We start from the raw sequence: 17,473 nt of genomic DNA on the forward strand, positions 1-17,473 counted from the left end.
TGAAACTAGTGATGGGAAAGAAGTAAAATTTAATGTGCAACCAGGTAGTTATAGAGGATTAACTAAAGGTAGTTCACAATAGCATATATAAAGAAGCCATTTAAGATAAGTAAGATATAAAGTTACTTTTCTTAGATGGCTTTTATTTAGCTATAGGAGAAAGCTAATCTATAGGATAGGAAAATATTTACTATTATAGATTTAAGTTAATTTGGTAATAATAATAGTTGAGCATCATTGAAAGGGGATAGCACCATGGAGCACATATTTATTTTAGTAAATTTAATACTTATACTAAGTATAGTTCTTCTTATGTACGTAATCAAAAATAGAAATAAGAGAAGAGCCTATATTAAGATTAGTGACAATAGTTTTTTAGCAGAAAATAAAGAAAAATTGGAAGATGCTATTGATGATATAGCCAGAGACCATAGAGAAATTGAAAAAATAAGTAGGAATGATTTAATTTCCAATTTAGATAAGCATTTTAATAATATATTGGGGTGCCATAATTTGTTTAAAGTGGATGAAAATAGAGAGTATTTCAAGATAAAAGGAACACAATGGATATTAGATAATATCTATGTTATTGAAAAAGAATATAAATTTATAAAAAAACATTTATCAAAGAAATATTTAAAATCACTACCTATACTAAAAAGTGGAGCATTAAAAGGATATCCTAGAATTTATGCTGTATCAAGAGAAATATTGGGAATTTATAGGGATAAGCTAACTAGGGATAATATTAATAAGTTTTTAAAAAGATATCAAGAAACAACCATATTAACCATGGGAGAATTATGGGCTTTACCTATAATGCTTAAAATAGCCTATTTAGAGATAATAGGAAAAAGCTCAGTATTGATAGTGGATAAAGCTAATGATAGACATAGAGGAGAAAGATTAGCTGATAGGATTATTAAGTATTATAATGAAGAAAATATGAAGAGAGCTATGGATTTCATATCTGAGAACAATATTAAATTTACAGAATACTTTGCGGATGCATTAATAAGAGTTTTAAGAGATAATGGAGTAAATTACGATGAATTAAATTTATGGATAGAAGATAAATTAAGCGAAAATGAAATTACTTTAGATAAAATTATTATAGATTCTAATAAAAGTGATGGTATCTATTCTATAGCCATTAGTAGTAGCATTAATGGCTTAAGAAATTTAGATGATATAAATTGGGAAGAAGTATTTAATATTAGCAATAAAGTAGAAGAAATATTAAGTAAAGATCCTGCTATGGTTTATAGTACTATGGATTTTTATTCCAAGGACTATTATAGACATGTTTTAGAAAAAATAGCTAGACAAAATAAAATTTCTGAGACATTTGTTGCTAGAAAAGTACTACAGTGTGCAGAAGTAAATAATGATAAAGAATTTGAAAATCATGTGGGATATTATCTAACTGATAGTGGTAGAGAAAAGCTAAATCATATTTTGAATATTGATTTTAAAGGATTTGAAAAGTTAAAAAATATGATAAAGGGAAGAGCTGTTGGTATTTATATAGGAACTATTGTTATTCTTACAGGCATACTATCGGGAGGATTTATAACTTGGAGCTATATAAATGATACAAATATATCAATATCTAAATATATTTTATCTGGAATAGTTACTATTATACCGCTCAGTGAGGTTGTGGTATCCATCTTAAATTGGAGTATTACTAATTTAAGCACACCTAATGTATTACCTAAAATTAATATATCCGATAGAATTCCTAAAGAAGGAATCACCTGTGTAGTAGTTCCTACTCTAATAGAAAGTATAGAGAAAGCTGAAAGTTTAATGAGTAATTTAGAAACTTATTATTTAGGAAATAATGATGAAAATCTATATTTTGCTATCTTGGGAGATTTTATAGATAGTCATAGAGAAAAAGAAGCAGAAGACGAAGTGATATCTAAATTTTGTTTAGAAGAAATTAATAAGTTAAATACAAAGTATAATGAAGATAGTGGTCGTTTTTTCTTTTTATGCAGACATAGAAGGTTTAATGAAAAGGAGAATAAGTGGCTAGGTTGGGAGCGAAAAAGAGGAAAACTAGAAGAGTTTAATAAGTTTATAAGAGGAGATAAAAATACCACTTATAGTGTTTTAAGTGAAGGTGTGGAAAAACTTTTTAAAGTAAAGTATGTTATAACTTTAGACGGAGATACCATACTTCCAAGAGAATCAGCAAAGATTTTAATTGGAGCAATGCTTCACCCGTTAAATAGAGCTTATACAAAGGAAGATGGAACTGTTTGGAGAGGGTATGGAGTAATACAACCTAAAGTTGGTATAGATTTAGAAAGTGCTAATAAAACTTATTTTTCTAAAGTATTTTCAGGAGAAGCTGGTATTGATATATATACATTTGCAATATCTGATGTATATCAAGACTTATTTGGAGAGGGTATTTTTACTGGTAAGGCCATATATGATGTGGATGTATTTACAAAGGTAACTCATGGAGTAATTGAAGAAAATCAAGTTCTAAGTCATGATTTATTAGAAGGATCTTTGGCAAGAACGGCTTTGCTTACAGATGTGGAGTTAGTAGATGGATATCCTTCTAACTTTATTGCAAGTTGTAAAAGACTTCATAGATGGGTGAGAGGTGATTGGCAACTATTACCATACATATTAAAGAAAAATAAATTAAATAGATTATCTAAGTGGAAGATGATAGATAATTTAAGAAGAAGCTTAATGGCTCCTTCTATGTTAATTTTATTACTTTGCTCTTTAGCAGGAATCCTTCCTGATGGTATAGATAAGTGGTATATGTCAGCTTTCATTGCTTTAATAACACCTATTCTATTTAATATGTCAGAAAATATAGTTTCGCCTATAAATGGAATAAGTCTAAGTGGAAAAGTTCAGAATTTCCAAATGGCTTTAAAGCAAGTATTTTTTATATATGCTTTTCTTCCTTTTAAAGCATATTTAATGGTAGATGCTATTATAAGAACACTATACAGATTAATAATAAGTAAAAAAAACTTATTACAATGGCAAACGGCTGAGGAAGCAGAAAGGTCTTCAGGAAAAGACTTTATAAGTTATTTTAAATACATGTGGCAAGAGATAGTAATAGCTTTATGTATTATGGTGGTAGCATGGAGAAGTGGCTTGGATACCTTTTATGTAATGATACCAAGTTGTATTATATGGGTTATTAGTCCAATAATAGCTTATATTATAGGTCAGAATATTAATGATGAAACAGTAAAATTAAGTGAAGACGATAATAAGGTTTTAAAAAGGTTAACTAGAAGGATTTGGGCATATTTTGAAGACTTTGTCACTGAGGATACTAACTATCTTGGCGGGGATAATTATCAGGAAGAACCATATAGAGGATTAGCTATGAGAACTTCTCCTACTAATATTGGTATGACTTTAATTTCCAATATTGTTGCTATAGATATGGGGTACATTGGGACGGTTAAAGGTATAGAAAACTTGGGTAAAACCATAGATACTTTGAAAAGGCTAGAAACCTGTAAAGGGCATTTTTATAATTGGTATGATGTGGAGACACTTAGTCCTCTATTACCTAAATATGTTTCTACAGTAGATAGTGGAAATCTAGTATCTTATTTATATACCATAGAAGAAGCACTAAAAGAATTAAGAAACACACCTTACTTTAATAATAGAGTTGAAGGCATAGAGGATACTGTTTATCTTGCCATGGAAGAGCTGGAAGATGAAAGAAAAAAATATATGTACCTTAATGTTATTGAAAGAATAAAAAGAGAAGGAAAAGATATATTAACTTTTTATAATATGTTAAATAACTTTGAAGATATTGTACAGGAAGATATAGAAAATATAGATAGTACTTATTGGAATAAAAAACTATTAGATAATATAAAAGACTATTTAAGTGAAATTAAATTTTTATTTCCATTCATAGATGATATAAAGCTATTACCTAGAAGCAAGTATGAAAATATAATTAGAATTATTAGTAGTGATAGTTTAGGGCATATATATGATATTATAAAAGGGTTTAATTTTATATCTAATAATTTAAATGAATTTCAATTAGAAAGAATAAATAAGAATATAGATTTATGTAAAGAAAGAGTAGGAACACTATTAAAACAATTTACAAAAATTGAAGCCGAAATAAATAGAATTATAGATAATACAGATTTTAAATTTTTGTATAATGATGAAAGAAAGTTATTTCATATAGGCTATGATGTAGACAATGAATCATTAAGTAGTAATTACTATGACTTATTGGCATCAGAAGCTAGAACAACAAGTTTTATTGCAGTGGCTAAGGGAATAGTTCCAACATCTCATTGGTTTGCTTTAAATAGATCATTAACTTTAATGTATGGTAGAAAAGGATTGGCTAGCTGGAGTGGAACCATGTTTGAATACTTTATGCCAAGGATTTTAATGAAAAATTATAGGAATTCTATGTTAGATGAAACTTATAGGTCTGTAATGGAAGGTCAAATAAGATATGGAGATAAGAGGAAGGTTCCTTTTGGTATTTCAGAAAGTGCCTACTATAAATTTGATGTAGATTTAAATTATCAATATAAAGCCTTCGGTGTACCTAAAATTGGTATAAAAAGAGGATTAGAAGAAGAGTTAGTAGTATCACCATATTCTACTATCATGGGGCTTATGGAAAATATACCTAAGTCTATGGCAAATATAAGAAGTCTATTAAAACTTGAATGTTATGGAAAATATGGATTTTATGAAGCTATAGATTATACAGATAAAAGGATAAAAAATAAAAAGTTTGAAATAGTAAAATGCTATATGATACATCATTTAGGAATGAGTTTGTTGGCTTTAGATAATGTTATGAATAATAATATTATTCAAAGAAGATTTCATAGAATTCCCATGATCAGAGCTGTAGATATATTGCTTCAAGAGAAGATAAGTAAGAATGTGGTCTATGATAGAAAAGAAGATAATTTACAAGAAGTGAAAGAAGTGCAAAGGCAATATTCCATCCATAGAACATTTAAATTTGGAGAAAGTAAGTATCCCCAAACCATACTTCTGGGGAATAAAAATTATAACATCCTATTAAATACGGCAGGTGGTGGCTACTCTAAGTTTAAAAATGTAATGGTATATAGATGGAAAGAAGATTTGATTCGTAGTAGTTGGGGAAAGTTTTTTTATATTAAAGACACTAATTCTAATGAATATACATCTTCTACCTATGAACCTTGTAAAGAGCAAGGAGATAAATATGAAGTTAATTTCTATTTGTATAAGGCAGAATTCATAAAATACTGGAGAGATCTAGAAATAAATACTATAGTTCAAGTAATTCCTGAAGATAATTGTGAAATTAGGACTATTGATATAAAAAATAATGGTAGTGAAGAAAAAATCATAGAAGTTATTAGCTATAGTGAAGTAGTTTTACAAGGATACAGTGGAGATATATCACATCCTACTTTTGGGAATTTATTTATTACTACAGAGTATATAGATGAATTAAGTGGAATACTTGCAAAACGCAGACCTCGTAGCGAAAAAGACAGGGACATATATACTCTTGAAAGTACACTAGGTGAAGAGGGATTTAAAACAGAGTATGATACGGCAAGGCTAAGTTTTATAGGAAGAAATCATTCAAAAGAAAATCCTATAGCTTTAGAAGAAAATGAACCTTTAAAAAATAATGTAGGCAATGTATTAGATCCTATAATTGCAATTAAAAGAATAATAAAAATTCCTAAAGGTGAAAGCAAATCTATAAAATATATAACAATTACAGGAAACTCTAGGGAGGATGTATTAAATAATTCAAGAAATTATCAAGATAGTAATATTCTAGAGGAAAGTGCCCTAAGATCTGCTTTAAGTGTAGAAAAAAGTCTTATTAATAAAGGAATAAAACCAACACAAGGGATTATTTATGAGCGGTTTGCAAGTAGTATATTATTTAATAACTTTAGTTATACAAAGAGAATAAACAACCTAATTAATCTAAGTAGAAGTCAAAGAAATCTCTGGGCCTATGGAATTTCAGGAGATTTACCTATTGTATTGTTAACTATTAACAAGGAAAAGGAAAGTGATATCTTAAGACAGCTTATAAATTGCCATGGATATTTAGAAGAAAAGGGATTAAAGTTTGATATTGTAGTCATTAATGAAGAGGAAATAAGCTATGAAAAGCCTCTAGATAATGCACTAAAAAGAATAATATTGAATAGCTCTTTAAATGGACGAGAAAATACTTCAGGTGGCATATTTATAATTAATAATGAAAAAATGTCTAAAGAAGATTTGAATTTGCTTTATTCTATTGCAGCAATAATCGTAGACGGATCAGAAGGGCCTTTATTAAAACAAATTGAAAAAGCCATGAAAAATGAAGATTATCCATATGACTCAAGAAAGTATATCTGGGAAATGAGTGAACTAAAAGAAGCTAATTTAAGTTATAGTGATAGTAATATCCCTAAAGTAGAAACTTCAGAGTTAAGTTTTTTTAATGGATATGGAGGTTTTAATAATGAGGGAGAATATACAATTATACTAAAGGACGGAATGTCTACACCAGCTCCTTGGATAAATGTTATAGCCAATAATAATAGATTTGGATTTAATATAAGTGAGTCTGGTAGTAGCTATACTTGGTATAAAAATAGTAGAGAATTTAAAATTACTCCTTGGAATAATGATTTCATTGAAGATACCCCTAGTGAAGTTTTATACCTAGAAGAAGGGGATAAACTTTGGTCAATAACTCCTGAACCAATAAGAGATAAAGGAGAGTATGTAATAACTCATGGATTTGGATATTCCAAATTTACTCATTGTAAAAGTGGAATACTGGGGGAAATTACTGTATTTCCTTCAAAGGAGAGAAGTGCAAAGCTTATTAAGGTTAGCTTAAATAACTTAGTAGATAAGGAGAGAAATATAGCAATTACTTATATTGCAAGATTGTGTCTAGGAGATTTAAGAGAAAACAATTATAAGAAGATTTACACTGTAATAGATAAAGAAAACAAATACATATATGGAATCAATCCATATAGTAGTGATTTTTCATCTAGTCATGTTTATTTAAAAATAAGTGGAGGAAAAAATGAAAGTTTTAGTGGAGATGAAAGAGATTTTATTGTAAGTAAAGAATATATGGATTCTTTACCTGAACAGAACACTATAAGCTTATCAGGAAGGTGTGGTTCAGGATTAGAACCAGTACTTAGTGAGAAAGTTTACTTAAGATTAGGAGCTAATGAAGAAAAATCACTGGTAATTGTCTTAGGAGCAGAAGACAGTATTGAAGGAATTCAAAATTCCCTTGAAGAGTTTTCAGATATAACTAGAGTTGAGAAAGAGTTAGAAATGGTAAAAGGCTATTGGGAAAGGCTTTTAACTAAGATAAAGATAAAAACAGAGGATAAAGCTTTAGATTTCATGATTAATGGTTGGCTTCCTTATGAAACTATCAGTTGTAGATTATTTTCAAGAACAGCATTTTATCAATGTGGAGGAGCTTATGGATTTAGAGATCAATTACAAGACTCCATTCCAATGATTTATATACAGCCTGAAATTGCTAGAAATCAAATTCTTTATAGTGCTACTAGACAATTTGAAGAAGGAGATGTGCAACATTGGTGGCATCCAGTTGTAAATAGTGGAATAAGAACTAGATTTAGTGATGATTTATTATGGTTACCTTATGTTACTTGTATATATGTTAAAACCACTGGAGATTATAAGATTTTAGATGAAGAGATTGGATATTTAAAGGATGAGCCTTTAAGAGAAGGAGAAGATGAAAGGTATAATGTATCATCAAAATCAGATTTAAAAGAGTCCTTATACAATCACTGTATAAGAGCTATAAATAGAAGCTTAAAGTTTGGTTCCCATAATATTCCTCTCATGGGAAGTGGAGATTGGAATGATGGAATGAGCACTGTAGGAAATAAAGGTAAGGGAGAGAGTATCTGGCTTGGCTGGTTCCTATATGCTATATTAAAAGATTTTAAGGATCTATGCATATATAAAAGGGATGAGGATAATTATGAAAAATATATTAAGACTATGGATTTTATTAAAGAAAATCTAGAGATTCATGGATGGGATGGAAGTTGGTATAAACGTGCTTACTTTGATGATGGCACTCCACTAGGATCTCATGAAAATCAGGAATGTAAAATAGATGCCCTATCACAATGTTGGTCTGTAATATCAGAAGCAGGAGATAAGGAAAGAGCTAATATAGCTATGAGTTCTTTAGAAAAATATTTAGTAAAGCCTAAAGAAAAAATTATATTACTATTGAGCCCACCTTTTGATAAATCAGATTTAAAACCAGGATATATAAAAGGATATGTACCTGGAGTAAGGGAAAATGGAGGACAATATACCCATGGAGTTGCGTGGGTAGCTTTAGCTCTTGCAAAACTAGGAAGAGGAGAAGAAGCATATAACATATATTCCATGCTAAATCCTATAAATCATAGTTTAAACATAGAGGAAGCAAATGTATTTAAGACAGAGCCTTATGTTATGGCTGCAGATATATATTCGGTGGAACCTCATGAAGGAAGAGGCGGATGGAGTTGGTATACTGGAAGCTCAGGTTGGATGTATACTATCGCATTAGAACACATATTGGGTTTTAGATTAATAGAGGGAAAAGGGTTTAAAATTAAACCATGTGTACCTAAAGACTTTAAAGAATACTCTATAGACTATGTATATGGAAATGCTGTATATCATATCAAAGTAATTAGAAGTGGTAATTCTACCATAACTTTAGATGGAAATGTTATAGAAGGAGATATAATACCTGTTACCTCTGATGGAGAACATGAAGTAAAAATAAATATTTAATAAAAAATATAGGAATTGCCATTAAAGCAATTCCTATATTTTTTACTATTTAGTTGGAGTGTTTTTATTTATTGATGCTAAGGGTTGATCTTCAAAACCTAGAAGATCCGATTCCTCGTTATAGGTATAATCAAATTCTGCATTAGAGATGTTGTTTGCCACAATTGGATCTACAACATGATTTGGAAGCAGTACATAGTCTTCAAGAGAATGTGCTTTTACAGGTTTGGTACTAGCATCTAAAAAGTCTCTTTCATTAGGACCATAAGGTTTTGCACCATTAGACTTACTAGAATTGTTTTTTGAATCCATATAAAATACCTCCTTAAAGTAAGTGGTGATATATTTTAAAATTATATTAAAATACTGAAATGTATTTAATATGTTTAGTTTGCTTCAATACAGTAAATAAATACTAGAAATTTATGGGCTTTTATATAGTTCTAATTTAAATAAAAATAATCATATAGTAAGGTTAGAGATAGATAAACTAAAAAATAGAATAACAATTTCTAATATTGACATAATATAATATTAGAATTATAATAACTTTAATGTAATATTAAACAACTTTATTATTAATTGATCGGTGAGGCGAAGTAAGTAGTATTAAAAACAGATTTTCAGAGAGTGATAGATGGTGAGATTATCGCAATTATGCTTGATATGAATGGGTCGCTGAGATGTTGGGTGAATTTAAAGTAGTCTAGCACGGATGCTCACGTTATAGAGCTAGGATATGTTTGTATCTGAAAGAGGTGAGATTTTATTATCTCAAAATAGGTGGTACCGCGTGATTTATGCCCTATGGATTTATTCCATAGGGCTTTTATTTATAACTAAATGGAATAATTTTACGGATTGAAAGGAGAAAAAACATGGAAGATAAGAAAAAAGTTATGTTAAGTGGAATTAAGCCTTCTGGGGATTTAACACTAGGAAATTATTTAGGAGCTATAAAAAATTGGGTGAAACTACAAAATGAATATGAATGTTATTTCTTTATTGCAGATTTGCATGCAATTACAGTAAGACAGATACCAACTGAACTTAGAAAGAGAACTTTAGAAGTACTAGCAATTTATATTGCTGCAGGAATAGATACAGAAAAAAATACTCTATTCGTACAATCTCATGTACCAGCTCATTCTGAAGCTGCATGGCTTTTAACTTGCCATAGCTATATGGGAGAACTAAGTAGAATGACTCAGTATAAGGATAAATCTAAAAATAGTGGAGAAAGTATAGGGGCAGGATTATTTAGTTATCCAGTTATAATGGCTGCTGATGTATTATTATATCAAACAGATGTAGTGCCAGTTGGAATAGATCAAGTACAGCATTTAGAATTAGCTAGAGATATAGCTGACAGATTTAATAAATTATACAGTCCAACCTTTAAAATACCTGAACCATACGTAGGTAAGGCTGGAGCAAAAATAATGGACCTTCAAAATCCAGAAAAGAAGATGTCTAAGTCGGAAGAAAATCCTAATGGATATATCTTAATATTAGATCCACCAGAAGTCATAAGAAAAAAAATATCCAGAGCTGTAACTGATAGTGTAGGAGAAGTTAAATTCTGTGATGAACAACCAGGAGTTAAAAATTTAATGACAATTTTAAGCACTATTGAGGGCATATCTATGGAAGAAATAGAAGAAAGATATAAGGGGCAAGGTTATGCCCAATTTAAATTAGATGTAGCAGAGGCTGTAGTTAAGGAGCTTGAACCAGTTCAAAAGAGAGTTAAAGAGCTTTTAGATAATAAAGGTAAGCTAGAAGAAATCTTCAAAGCTGGGGCAGAAAAGGCAAATTATGTAGCTACAAAGACTTTAAGAAAGATGCAAAAGAAAATAGGATTAGTTCAGTATTAATATTATCAGTATTAATACTAAAGGTACTTTATATAAACTATTATTTATTAGTTTATATAAAGTATCTTTTAATTTTTTTGAAGTTAATATCTGTTACTACATCAGTATTTATGGTTAAGATAGTAGAAGCTTGTCTATGTATATCCTTTGTAAAATCTTAAGAAGCATCCTCTTTTTCAAAGGAACAAAAGATTGGATTATCATATATGGTTAAAATGAAATAAAGGAAAAATGTATAAATTGTAATAATTTCTTAATGAAATTGTAAGGTTTTTAAATTATAATATATCTATAGTATATTTTTTAAATATAGTATACTTATTAAATAATTTAATTTATAATGAATTAATACATTATTATAATAATAATTGGGGTGATTAAGTGGATAGAAAAATCTATGTTGTATTGACACAGACAGGAACTTTTTTTTCAAGAGCTATAAAGCTATATACTAGATATAATTATAATCATACATCTATAGCCTTAGATAAAGAATTAAAGCAATTATATAGCTTTGGAAGAAGAAAAATATATTTTCCACTTCATGCTGGTTTTGTTAGAGAACAAATTGATGGAGGAATATTTAAGCTATATAAAAGTACATCCTGTAGAGTTTATGAATTAAGTGTTACAGAAGATGAATATAATGAAGTTAAAGAGATTATAGATCGATTTGAAAGTGAACATGATAGATATAAATATAATTTTTTAGGCATTTTAGCTATAATGTTACACATACCTTATCAAAGAAGATATCATTTTTTATGCTCACAATTTGTGGCTTACGTACTAAAAGAAGGTAAAATCATAAACTTTGATAAAGATGTTTCTTTAGTGAAACCAGAGGATTTCGATGGAATAGAAAAGGGACAAGTAGTTTATAGTGGCTTATTAAGCCATTATGCATACTAAAATTATAATTATATATTTGTGGAATTATATTTTATTATTTTAATATTTATTACAATGGCAGTAAGATACAAATATCTTACTGCTTTATTTTGGTATAATTGAATTGAAAATGATAAATTTAGTATGATATTTAAACTAAAATTTTAGTGTTAATTTTAAATGTGATATACATAAAAACATTAATAATATTTGTGTTTATATTAATTAATATGGTATTATATAAAATGTGCTAAAAAGAGATACTATATAAATTGAAGATAATTTTAAATTTAAATAAAGGAGTTAAGGTAATGAGTGATTATATAAAGGAGATAGAGAAAAGAAGAACCTTTGCTATAATTTCCCACCCAGATGCAGGTAAAACTACACTTACTGAAAAATTACTTTTATATGGGGGAGCAATAAGACTAGCAGGATCTGTTAAAGCAAGAAAGACATCTAAGCATGCTGTTTCTGACTGGATGGAAATTGAGAAGAAGAGAGGAATTTCTGTTACATCTTCAGTAATGCAGTTTGGATATGAGGGATATTGTATAAACATATTAGATACTCCAGGACACCAGGACTTTAGTGAAGATACATATAGAACACTTATGGCTGCAGATAGTGCAGTAATGGTTATTGATGGAGCAAAAGGGGTAGAGGATCAAACTAGAAAGCTATTTCATGTTTGTAGTATGAGAGATATTCCAATATTTACTTTTGTAAATAAGATGGATAGAGAAACAAGAGACCCTTTTGAACTTATGGAAGAGATAGAAAATGAATTGGGTATAAAATCATATCCAATAAACTGGCCTATAGGTACAGGTATGCACTTTAAAGGTGTTTATGATAGAAATAATAAACAAATTCATATTTTTAAAGCTGGAGATCATGGACAGTTAGAAGTAAGTGAGACTGTTATAGATTTAGAGGATGAATCAGCAGCTAGAGAGGCTATAACCGATAGTCTATATGAAAAATTACTTGAGGACATAGAATTATTAGATATAGCTGGAGATGCCTTTGATGAAGAAAAGGTGAGAGTTGGAGAACTTACCCCTGTATTTTTCGGTAGTGCTTTAACTAATTTTGGTGTAGAACCATTTTTAGAGAACTTCTTAAAGTTAACTACAGCGCCATTAGGAAGAAATTCTGATATAGGAAAGATAGAGGCAACAGATGATAACTTTTCTGCTTTTGTATTTAAAATTCAAGCTAATATGAATAAGGCTCATAGAGATAGAATTGCTTTTATGAGAATATGTTCAGGTCAATTTGAAAAAGGTATGGAAGTTTATCATGTTCAAGGTGGAAATAAAATAAAGCTAGCACAACCTCAACAATTTTTAGCTCAAGATAGAGAAATTGTTGATAATGCTTATGCTGGAGATATTATAGGAGTATTTGACCCAGGTATATTTAGTATAGGTGATACACTTTGTTCACCAAGCAAGAAGTTTAAGTTTGAAGGAATTCCAACCTTCGCACCAGAACACTTTGCAAGGGTTAGAACTGTAGATACTATGAAGAGAAAACAGTTTATAAAGGGTGTAACACAGATAGCTCAAGAGGGAGCAATTCAAGTATTTAAAGAGCTTCACATAGGAACAGAACAAATTATAGTAGGAGTTGTAGGAGTTCTTCAATTTGAAGTTTTAGAATTTAGATTAAAAAATGAATATAATGTAGATATAAAAATGGATATGCTTCCATATAGAAATATTAGATGGATTGAAGCTTTAGAAGGTAAAGTTGATGATTTAAGTTTAACAAGTGATTCTAAAGTTGTTAAGGATATTAAAGATAGAGACTTACTTATATTCCAAAATGATTGGGGTATTAGTTGGGCACTAGATCACAATAAGGGCTTAGTTTTATCTAATATTAGTAAAGGTGAATAATAGAAAAATTCCTCAAGTTTCTTTGAGGAATTTTTTTATTTAACTATTGAATTTATTTTTTACAGTTAGGTATTCTTCTATGTAGTCCATGGCAATAGTTAGAAGAGCTACTGCAATTATTAAATTAATTAAATTTCCTCCCATAACAAAAAATAAACCAATTAAAACTACTAATAGTAAAAAGCTACCAAACCAACGAAGATACATCATATATGTCAATCCTTTCTACATCCAAGTAAAGTAATAAGTTAGATCTTTTGACTATTTTCTCAAAAATATATAGGATTATAAGATCTGAAAGTCAAAGTTAAAATTATTTTGTGTAAAATATTTAATATTATTCTTTTATATTAAAAAATAAGGTTGAAATTCTTTAGATTTAATGTATAATTTAATTGTATGGATACTAAATTTGTTGTATGGGTACAATATTGCATAATCATAAAGGGGGACTTAAAATGAAAGAAAAGGCATCAATAAAAGCATCGAGAAATAGTTTTAGAATTATTGAAATAGTTCAAATAGGACTTATGGCAGCGTTAACATATATAGCAACTGCAGTTATAGCTATACCAGTGGGAGATAATGCAGTTTTACATATAGGTGATGCAGTACTATTTTTATGTGCCATCTTACTAGGAAAAAAACGAGGAGCTGTGGCCGCTGCTATAGGTATGACATTTTTTGATTTGTTTTCTCCATACTATATATGGGCGCCATTTACCTTTATTATAAAAGGAGTTATGGCATATATAGCAGGAGCTATAGCCTATAGAGGTGATTATCAAGGAGATAAAGTTTGGAATAACTTATTTGCATTCATTGTAGCCGGAATAGTTATGATTTTTGGATATTTTTTTGCTGGAGGTTGCTTAAATCACTTTGTATATGGAATACCAACTATTGGACAAGGATTTATAGTGGCTTTAAAGGATATACCAGCTAATATACTTCAAGTAGCAGGGGGAATTGCTATAGCATTACCACTTTCCATACCGTTAAAAAAATATTTAGCTAAATATTTATAATTGATAGAGCATCACTAAAGTTGGTGCTTTATTTTTTTATATTTTGGGGCAAACTAAATTAAAATAAAAAATTAACCTATTGACAATATATAAATGGAGTACTATTATGTAGATATACCCCCTGAGGGGGGAGGGGAGGTAAATGATGAGTGAAGAAAGAAAAAAAGCTTTGCAATTGTTAAAAACAGCAAGGGGTCAGATAGATGGGATTATCAAAATGATAGAAGAGGGGAGGTATTGTATCGATATTTCTAATCAAATCTTAGCATCACAAGCTTTATTAAAGAAATCAAACTTAGAAATTTTAAAAGGACACTTAAATCATTGTGTTAAGGATGCAGCAATAAATAATAATATGGATGAAAAGATTGTGGAAATAAATAATATATTAGAAAAGATAATTACAAAATAAAGAAGGTGAAAACATGGATAATAAATCATTTAAAATAGAAGGTATGACTTGTTCTGCTTGTGCAAATAGAGTAGAGAGAGCAATTAGTAAGTTAGAGGGGGTTGAAAAAGCAAATGTAAATTTTGCTACAGAAACTTTAACTGTAGATTTTAATAAGGAAAATTTAAATTCTCATAAGATTGAGGAAGCTGTAGTTAAAGCTGGGTATGGCGTAAAGAAAAATGTAAAAACCTACAATTTTAAAGTAGAAGGCATGACTTGTTCTGCCTGTGCTAATAGAGTAGAAAGAGTAACTAAAAAACTAGATGGAGTAGAAAATGCTACGGTAAATTTTGCCACAGAAAAGCTTACTATAAAAGTAAATGAAGATGAGATATCCTATGGTGATATAAAAGCAGCAGTAGATAAAGCTGGGTATAAGTTAATTAAAGAGGAAGTAAAAGATAAGGAAAAACAAGGAGAGGAAAAAAGTGAAGCTAGTAAATTACTTACAAGGTTCATATCTTCCCTAATTTTTACAGTTCCACTACTAATTATAACAATGGGTCACATGGTAGGGATGCATCTTCCATCTATAATAGATCCTATGACAAATCCGTTAAACTTTGCATTAATTCAGTTGATACTAACCTTACCAGTAATGATAGCTGGATATAAGTTTTATAAGGTAGGACTTAAAAATTTAGTTAAACTAAGTCCTAATATGGACTCACTAATATCCATAGGAACTTTGGCTGCTTTTATATACGGTATATTTGCTATATATAAAATAATGCAAGGGGATCATGAGTATGCAATGCATCTATATTTTGAATCTGCTGCAGTAATACTAACCTTAATAACCTTAGGTAAATATTTAGAAGCGGTATCTAAAGGTAAAACCTCTCAAGCTATAAAGGCTTTAATGGGTTTAGCTCCTAAAACAGCAACTATAATTAGAGATAACAAAGAAATTGTAGTACCTGTAGAAGAGGTTATAGTTGGGGATATAGTACTAGTAAAACCAGGTGAAAAGTTACCAGTAGATGGAGAAGTTATAGAAGGAAATACATCTATAGATGAATCAATGCTTACAGGAGAGAGCATACCCGTTGAAAAATCTATGGGAAGTAGTGTAATAGGGGCTAGTATTAATAAAACAGGATTTATTAAGTATAAGGCCACTAGAGTTGGTAGAGATACTGCTCTTGCACAAATAGTTAAGCTAGTAGAAGATGCTCAAGGTTCAAAAGCACCTATTGCTAAACTAGCAGATGTTATATCAGCCTACTTTGTACCTGTAGTTATAGGGCTTGCTGTAATTGCTTCAGTGGGTTGGTTGATTGCTGGTGAAACACCTATATTTTCTCTTACTATATTTATTGCAGTACTGGTTATTGCCTGCCCATGTGCTTTAGGTCTTGCTACTCCAACTGCCATTATGGTGGGAACAGGAAAGGGTGCTGAAAATGGTGTTTTAATTAAAGGTGGAGAACCATTAGAGACTACTTATAAATTAAAAACCATAGTATTTGATAAAACAGGAACTATAACAGAGGGAAAACCTAAGGTTACAGATATTATAACTAATGGTGAATCAGAGGAAGAAATTCTAATTTTAGCAGCTAGTGCAGAGAAGGGATCAGAGCATCCACTTGGTGAAGCCATTGTTAAAGATGCAGAGGAAAAAGGGTTGAGCCTTAAAGTAATCGATAAATTTAATGCTATTCCAGGACATGGTATAGAAGTAGAAATAGATAAAAAATCTATTCTTCTAGGAAACAAAAAACTTATGATGGAAAAAAACATTAATATTTCAAGTTTAGATGAAACTTCTGATAGATTAGCTTCAGAGGGAAAAACACCAATGTATATAGCTATAGATGGAAATGCTGCTGGAATTATAGCTGTAGCAGATACTGTTAAAGCAAGTAGTAAAAATGCTATAGAAAGTCTGCACAAAATGGGCATAAAAGTAGCTATGATAACTGGAGATAATAAGAGAACGGCGGATGCCATTGCAAAACAAGTTGGTATAGATATAGTATTATCAGAGGTTTTACCAGAGGATAAAGCAAATGAAGTGAAAAAGCTTCAAGTTGATGGAAATAGAGTAGGCATGGTTGGTGATGGTATTAATGATGCTCCAGCCCTTGCCCAGGCTGATATAGGAATAGCAATAGGATCTGGAACAGATGTAGCCATTGAATCAGCAGATATAGTTCTTATGAGAAGTGATTTAATGGATGTAATATCAGCCATAAAACTAAGCAAAGCAACTATTAAAAATATAAAGGAAAATTTATTCTGGGCCTTTGGTTATAACGTATTAGGAATACCGGTGGCTATGGGAGTATTACACATTTTTGGTGGCCCATTATTAAATCCTATGATAGCTGCAGGAGCTATGAGTCTAAGTTCAGTATCAGTATTATTAAATGCATTGAGACTTAGAAGATTTAAAGCTTAATATTCCTATTTATATAGGAAACTATATAAATATTAAGC

The 17,473-nt window shown here is 29.8% G+C and carries 9 protein-coding genes and 1 other annotated feature; of the genes, 7 read left to right on the plus strand and 2 right to left on the minus strand.

The window, feature by feature from the left end:
- The first annotated feature begins 255 nt into the window (after positions 1-255).
- Positions 256-8,871: a GH36-type glycosyl hydrolase domain-containing protein gene (locus B3Z56_RS05145; protein ID WP_346878379.1), complete on the plus strand. Its 8,616-nt coding sequence runs from the start codon at positions 256-258 to the stop codon at positions 8,869-8,871.
- 45 nt (positions 8,872-8,916) lie between these two features.
- On the opposite strand, the gene B3Z56_RS05150 is transcribed toward B3Z56_RS05145, so the two are convergent.
- Positions 8,917-9,183, minus strand: a complete 267-nt coding sequence (locus tag B3Z56_RS05150) for a hypothetical protein (RefSeq protein ID WP_051824017.1) — start codon at positions 9,181-9,183, stop codon at positions 8,917-8,919.
- A gap of 268 nt (positions 9,184-9,451) precedes the next feature.
- Positions 9,452-9,682 (plus strand) — a binding site (T-box leader).
- Between the two features lie 67 nt (positions 9,683-9,749).
- On the opposite strand from B3Z56_RS05150, the gene trpS reads away from it, so the two are divergent.
- The 3 genes from trpS to B3Z56_RS05165 all read left to right on the plus strand — a co-directional run bounded on the left by trpS (position 9,750) and on the right by B3Z56_RS05165 (position 13,546).
- Positions 9,750-10,748, plus strand: a complete 999-nt coding sequence (gene trpS / locus B3Z56_RS05155) for a tryptophan--tRNA ligase (protein WP_346848941.1) — start codon at positions 9,750-9,752, stop codon at positions 10,746-10,748.
- Between the two features lie 381 nt (positions 10,749-11,129).
- Positions 11,130-11,660, plus strand: coding sequence for a hypothetical protein (locus B3Z56_RS05160; protein ID WP_346848942.1), 531 nt, complete (start codon positions 11,130-11,132; stop codon positions 11,658-11,660).
- A gap of 290 nt (positions 11,661-11,950) precedes the next feature.
- Entirely contained in the window at positions 11,951-13,546 is a 1,596-nt protein-coding gene (locus tag B3Z56_RS05165; protein ID WP_346848943.1) for a peptide chain release factor 3, read from the plus strand.
- Positions 13,547-13,585: 39 nt separating this feature from the next.
- On the opposite strand, the gene B3Z56_RS05170 is transcribed toward B3Z56_RS05165, so the two are convergent.
- Positions 13,586-13,756: a hypothetical protein gene (locus B3Z56_RS05170; RefSeq protein WP_156964319.1), complete on the minus strand. Its 171-nt coding sequence runs from the start codon at positions 13,754-13,756 to the stop codon at positions 13,586-13,588.
- Positions 13,757-14,004: 248 nt separating this feature from the next.
- Between B3Z56_RS05170 and B3Z56_RS05175 the strand changes: the two genes are divergently transcribed.
- The 3 genes from B3Z56_RS05175 to B3Z56_RS05185 all read left to right on the plus strand — a co-directional run bounded on the left by B3Z56_RS05175 (position 14,005) and on the right by B3Z56_RS05185 (position 17,435).
- On the plus strand, positions 14,005-14,574 hold the full coding sequence (locus B3Z56_RS05175; RefSeq protein ID WP_346848944.1) for an ECF transporter S component: 570 nt from the start codon (positions 14,005-14,007) through the stop codon (positions 14,572-14,574).
- Positions 14,575-14,719: 145 nt separating this feature from the next.
- On the plus strand, positions 14,720-14,986 hold the full coding sequence (locus tag B3Z56_RS05180) for a metal-sensing transcriptional repressor (protein ID WP_035132480.1): 267 nt from the start codon (positions 14,720-14,722) through the stop codon (positions 14,984-14,986).
- A 13-nt stretch (positions 14,987-14,999) separates the two neighbouring features.
- Positions 15,000-17,435: a heavy metal translocating P-type ATPase gene (locus tag B3Z56_RS05185; RefSeq protein ID WP_346848945.1), complete on the plus strand. Its 2,436-nt coding sequence runs from the start codon at positions 15,000-15,002 to the stop codon at positions 17,433-17,435.
- Positions 17,436-17,473: the final 38 nt, after the last annotated feature.

Origin of the sequence: Clostridium sp. UBA7791, assembly GCF_002480755.1 — a bacterium.
Lineage (GTDB): Bacteria > Bacillota > Clostridia > Clostridiales > Clostridiaceae > Clostridium_J > Clostridium_J sulfidigenes.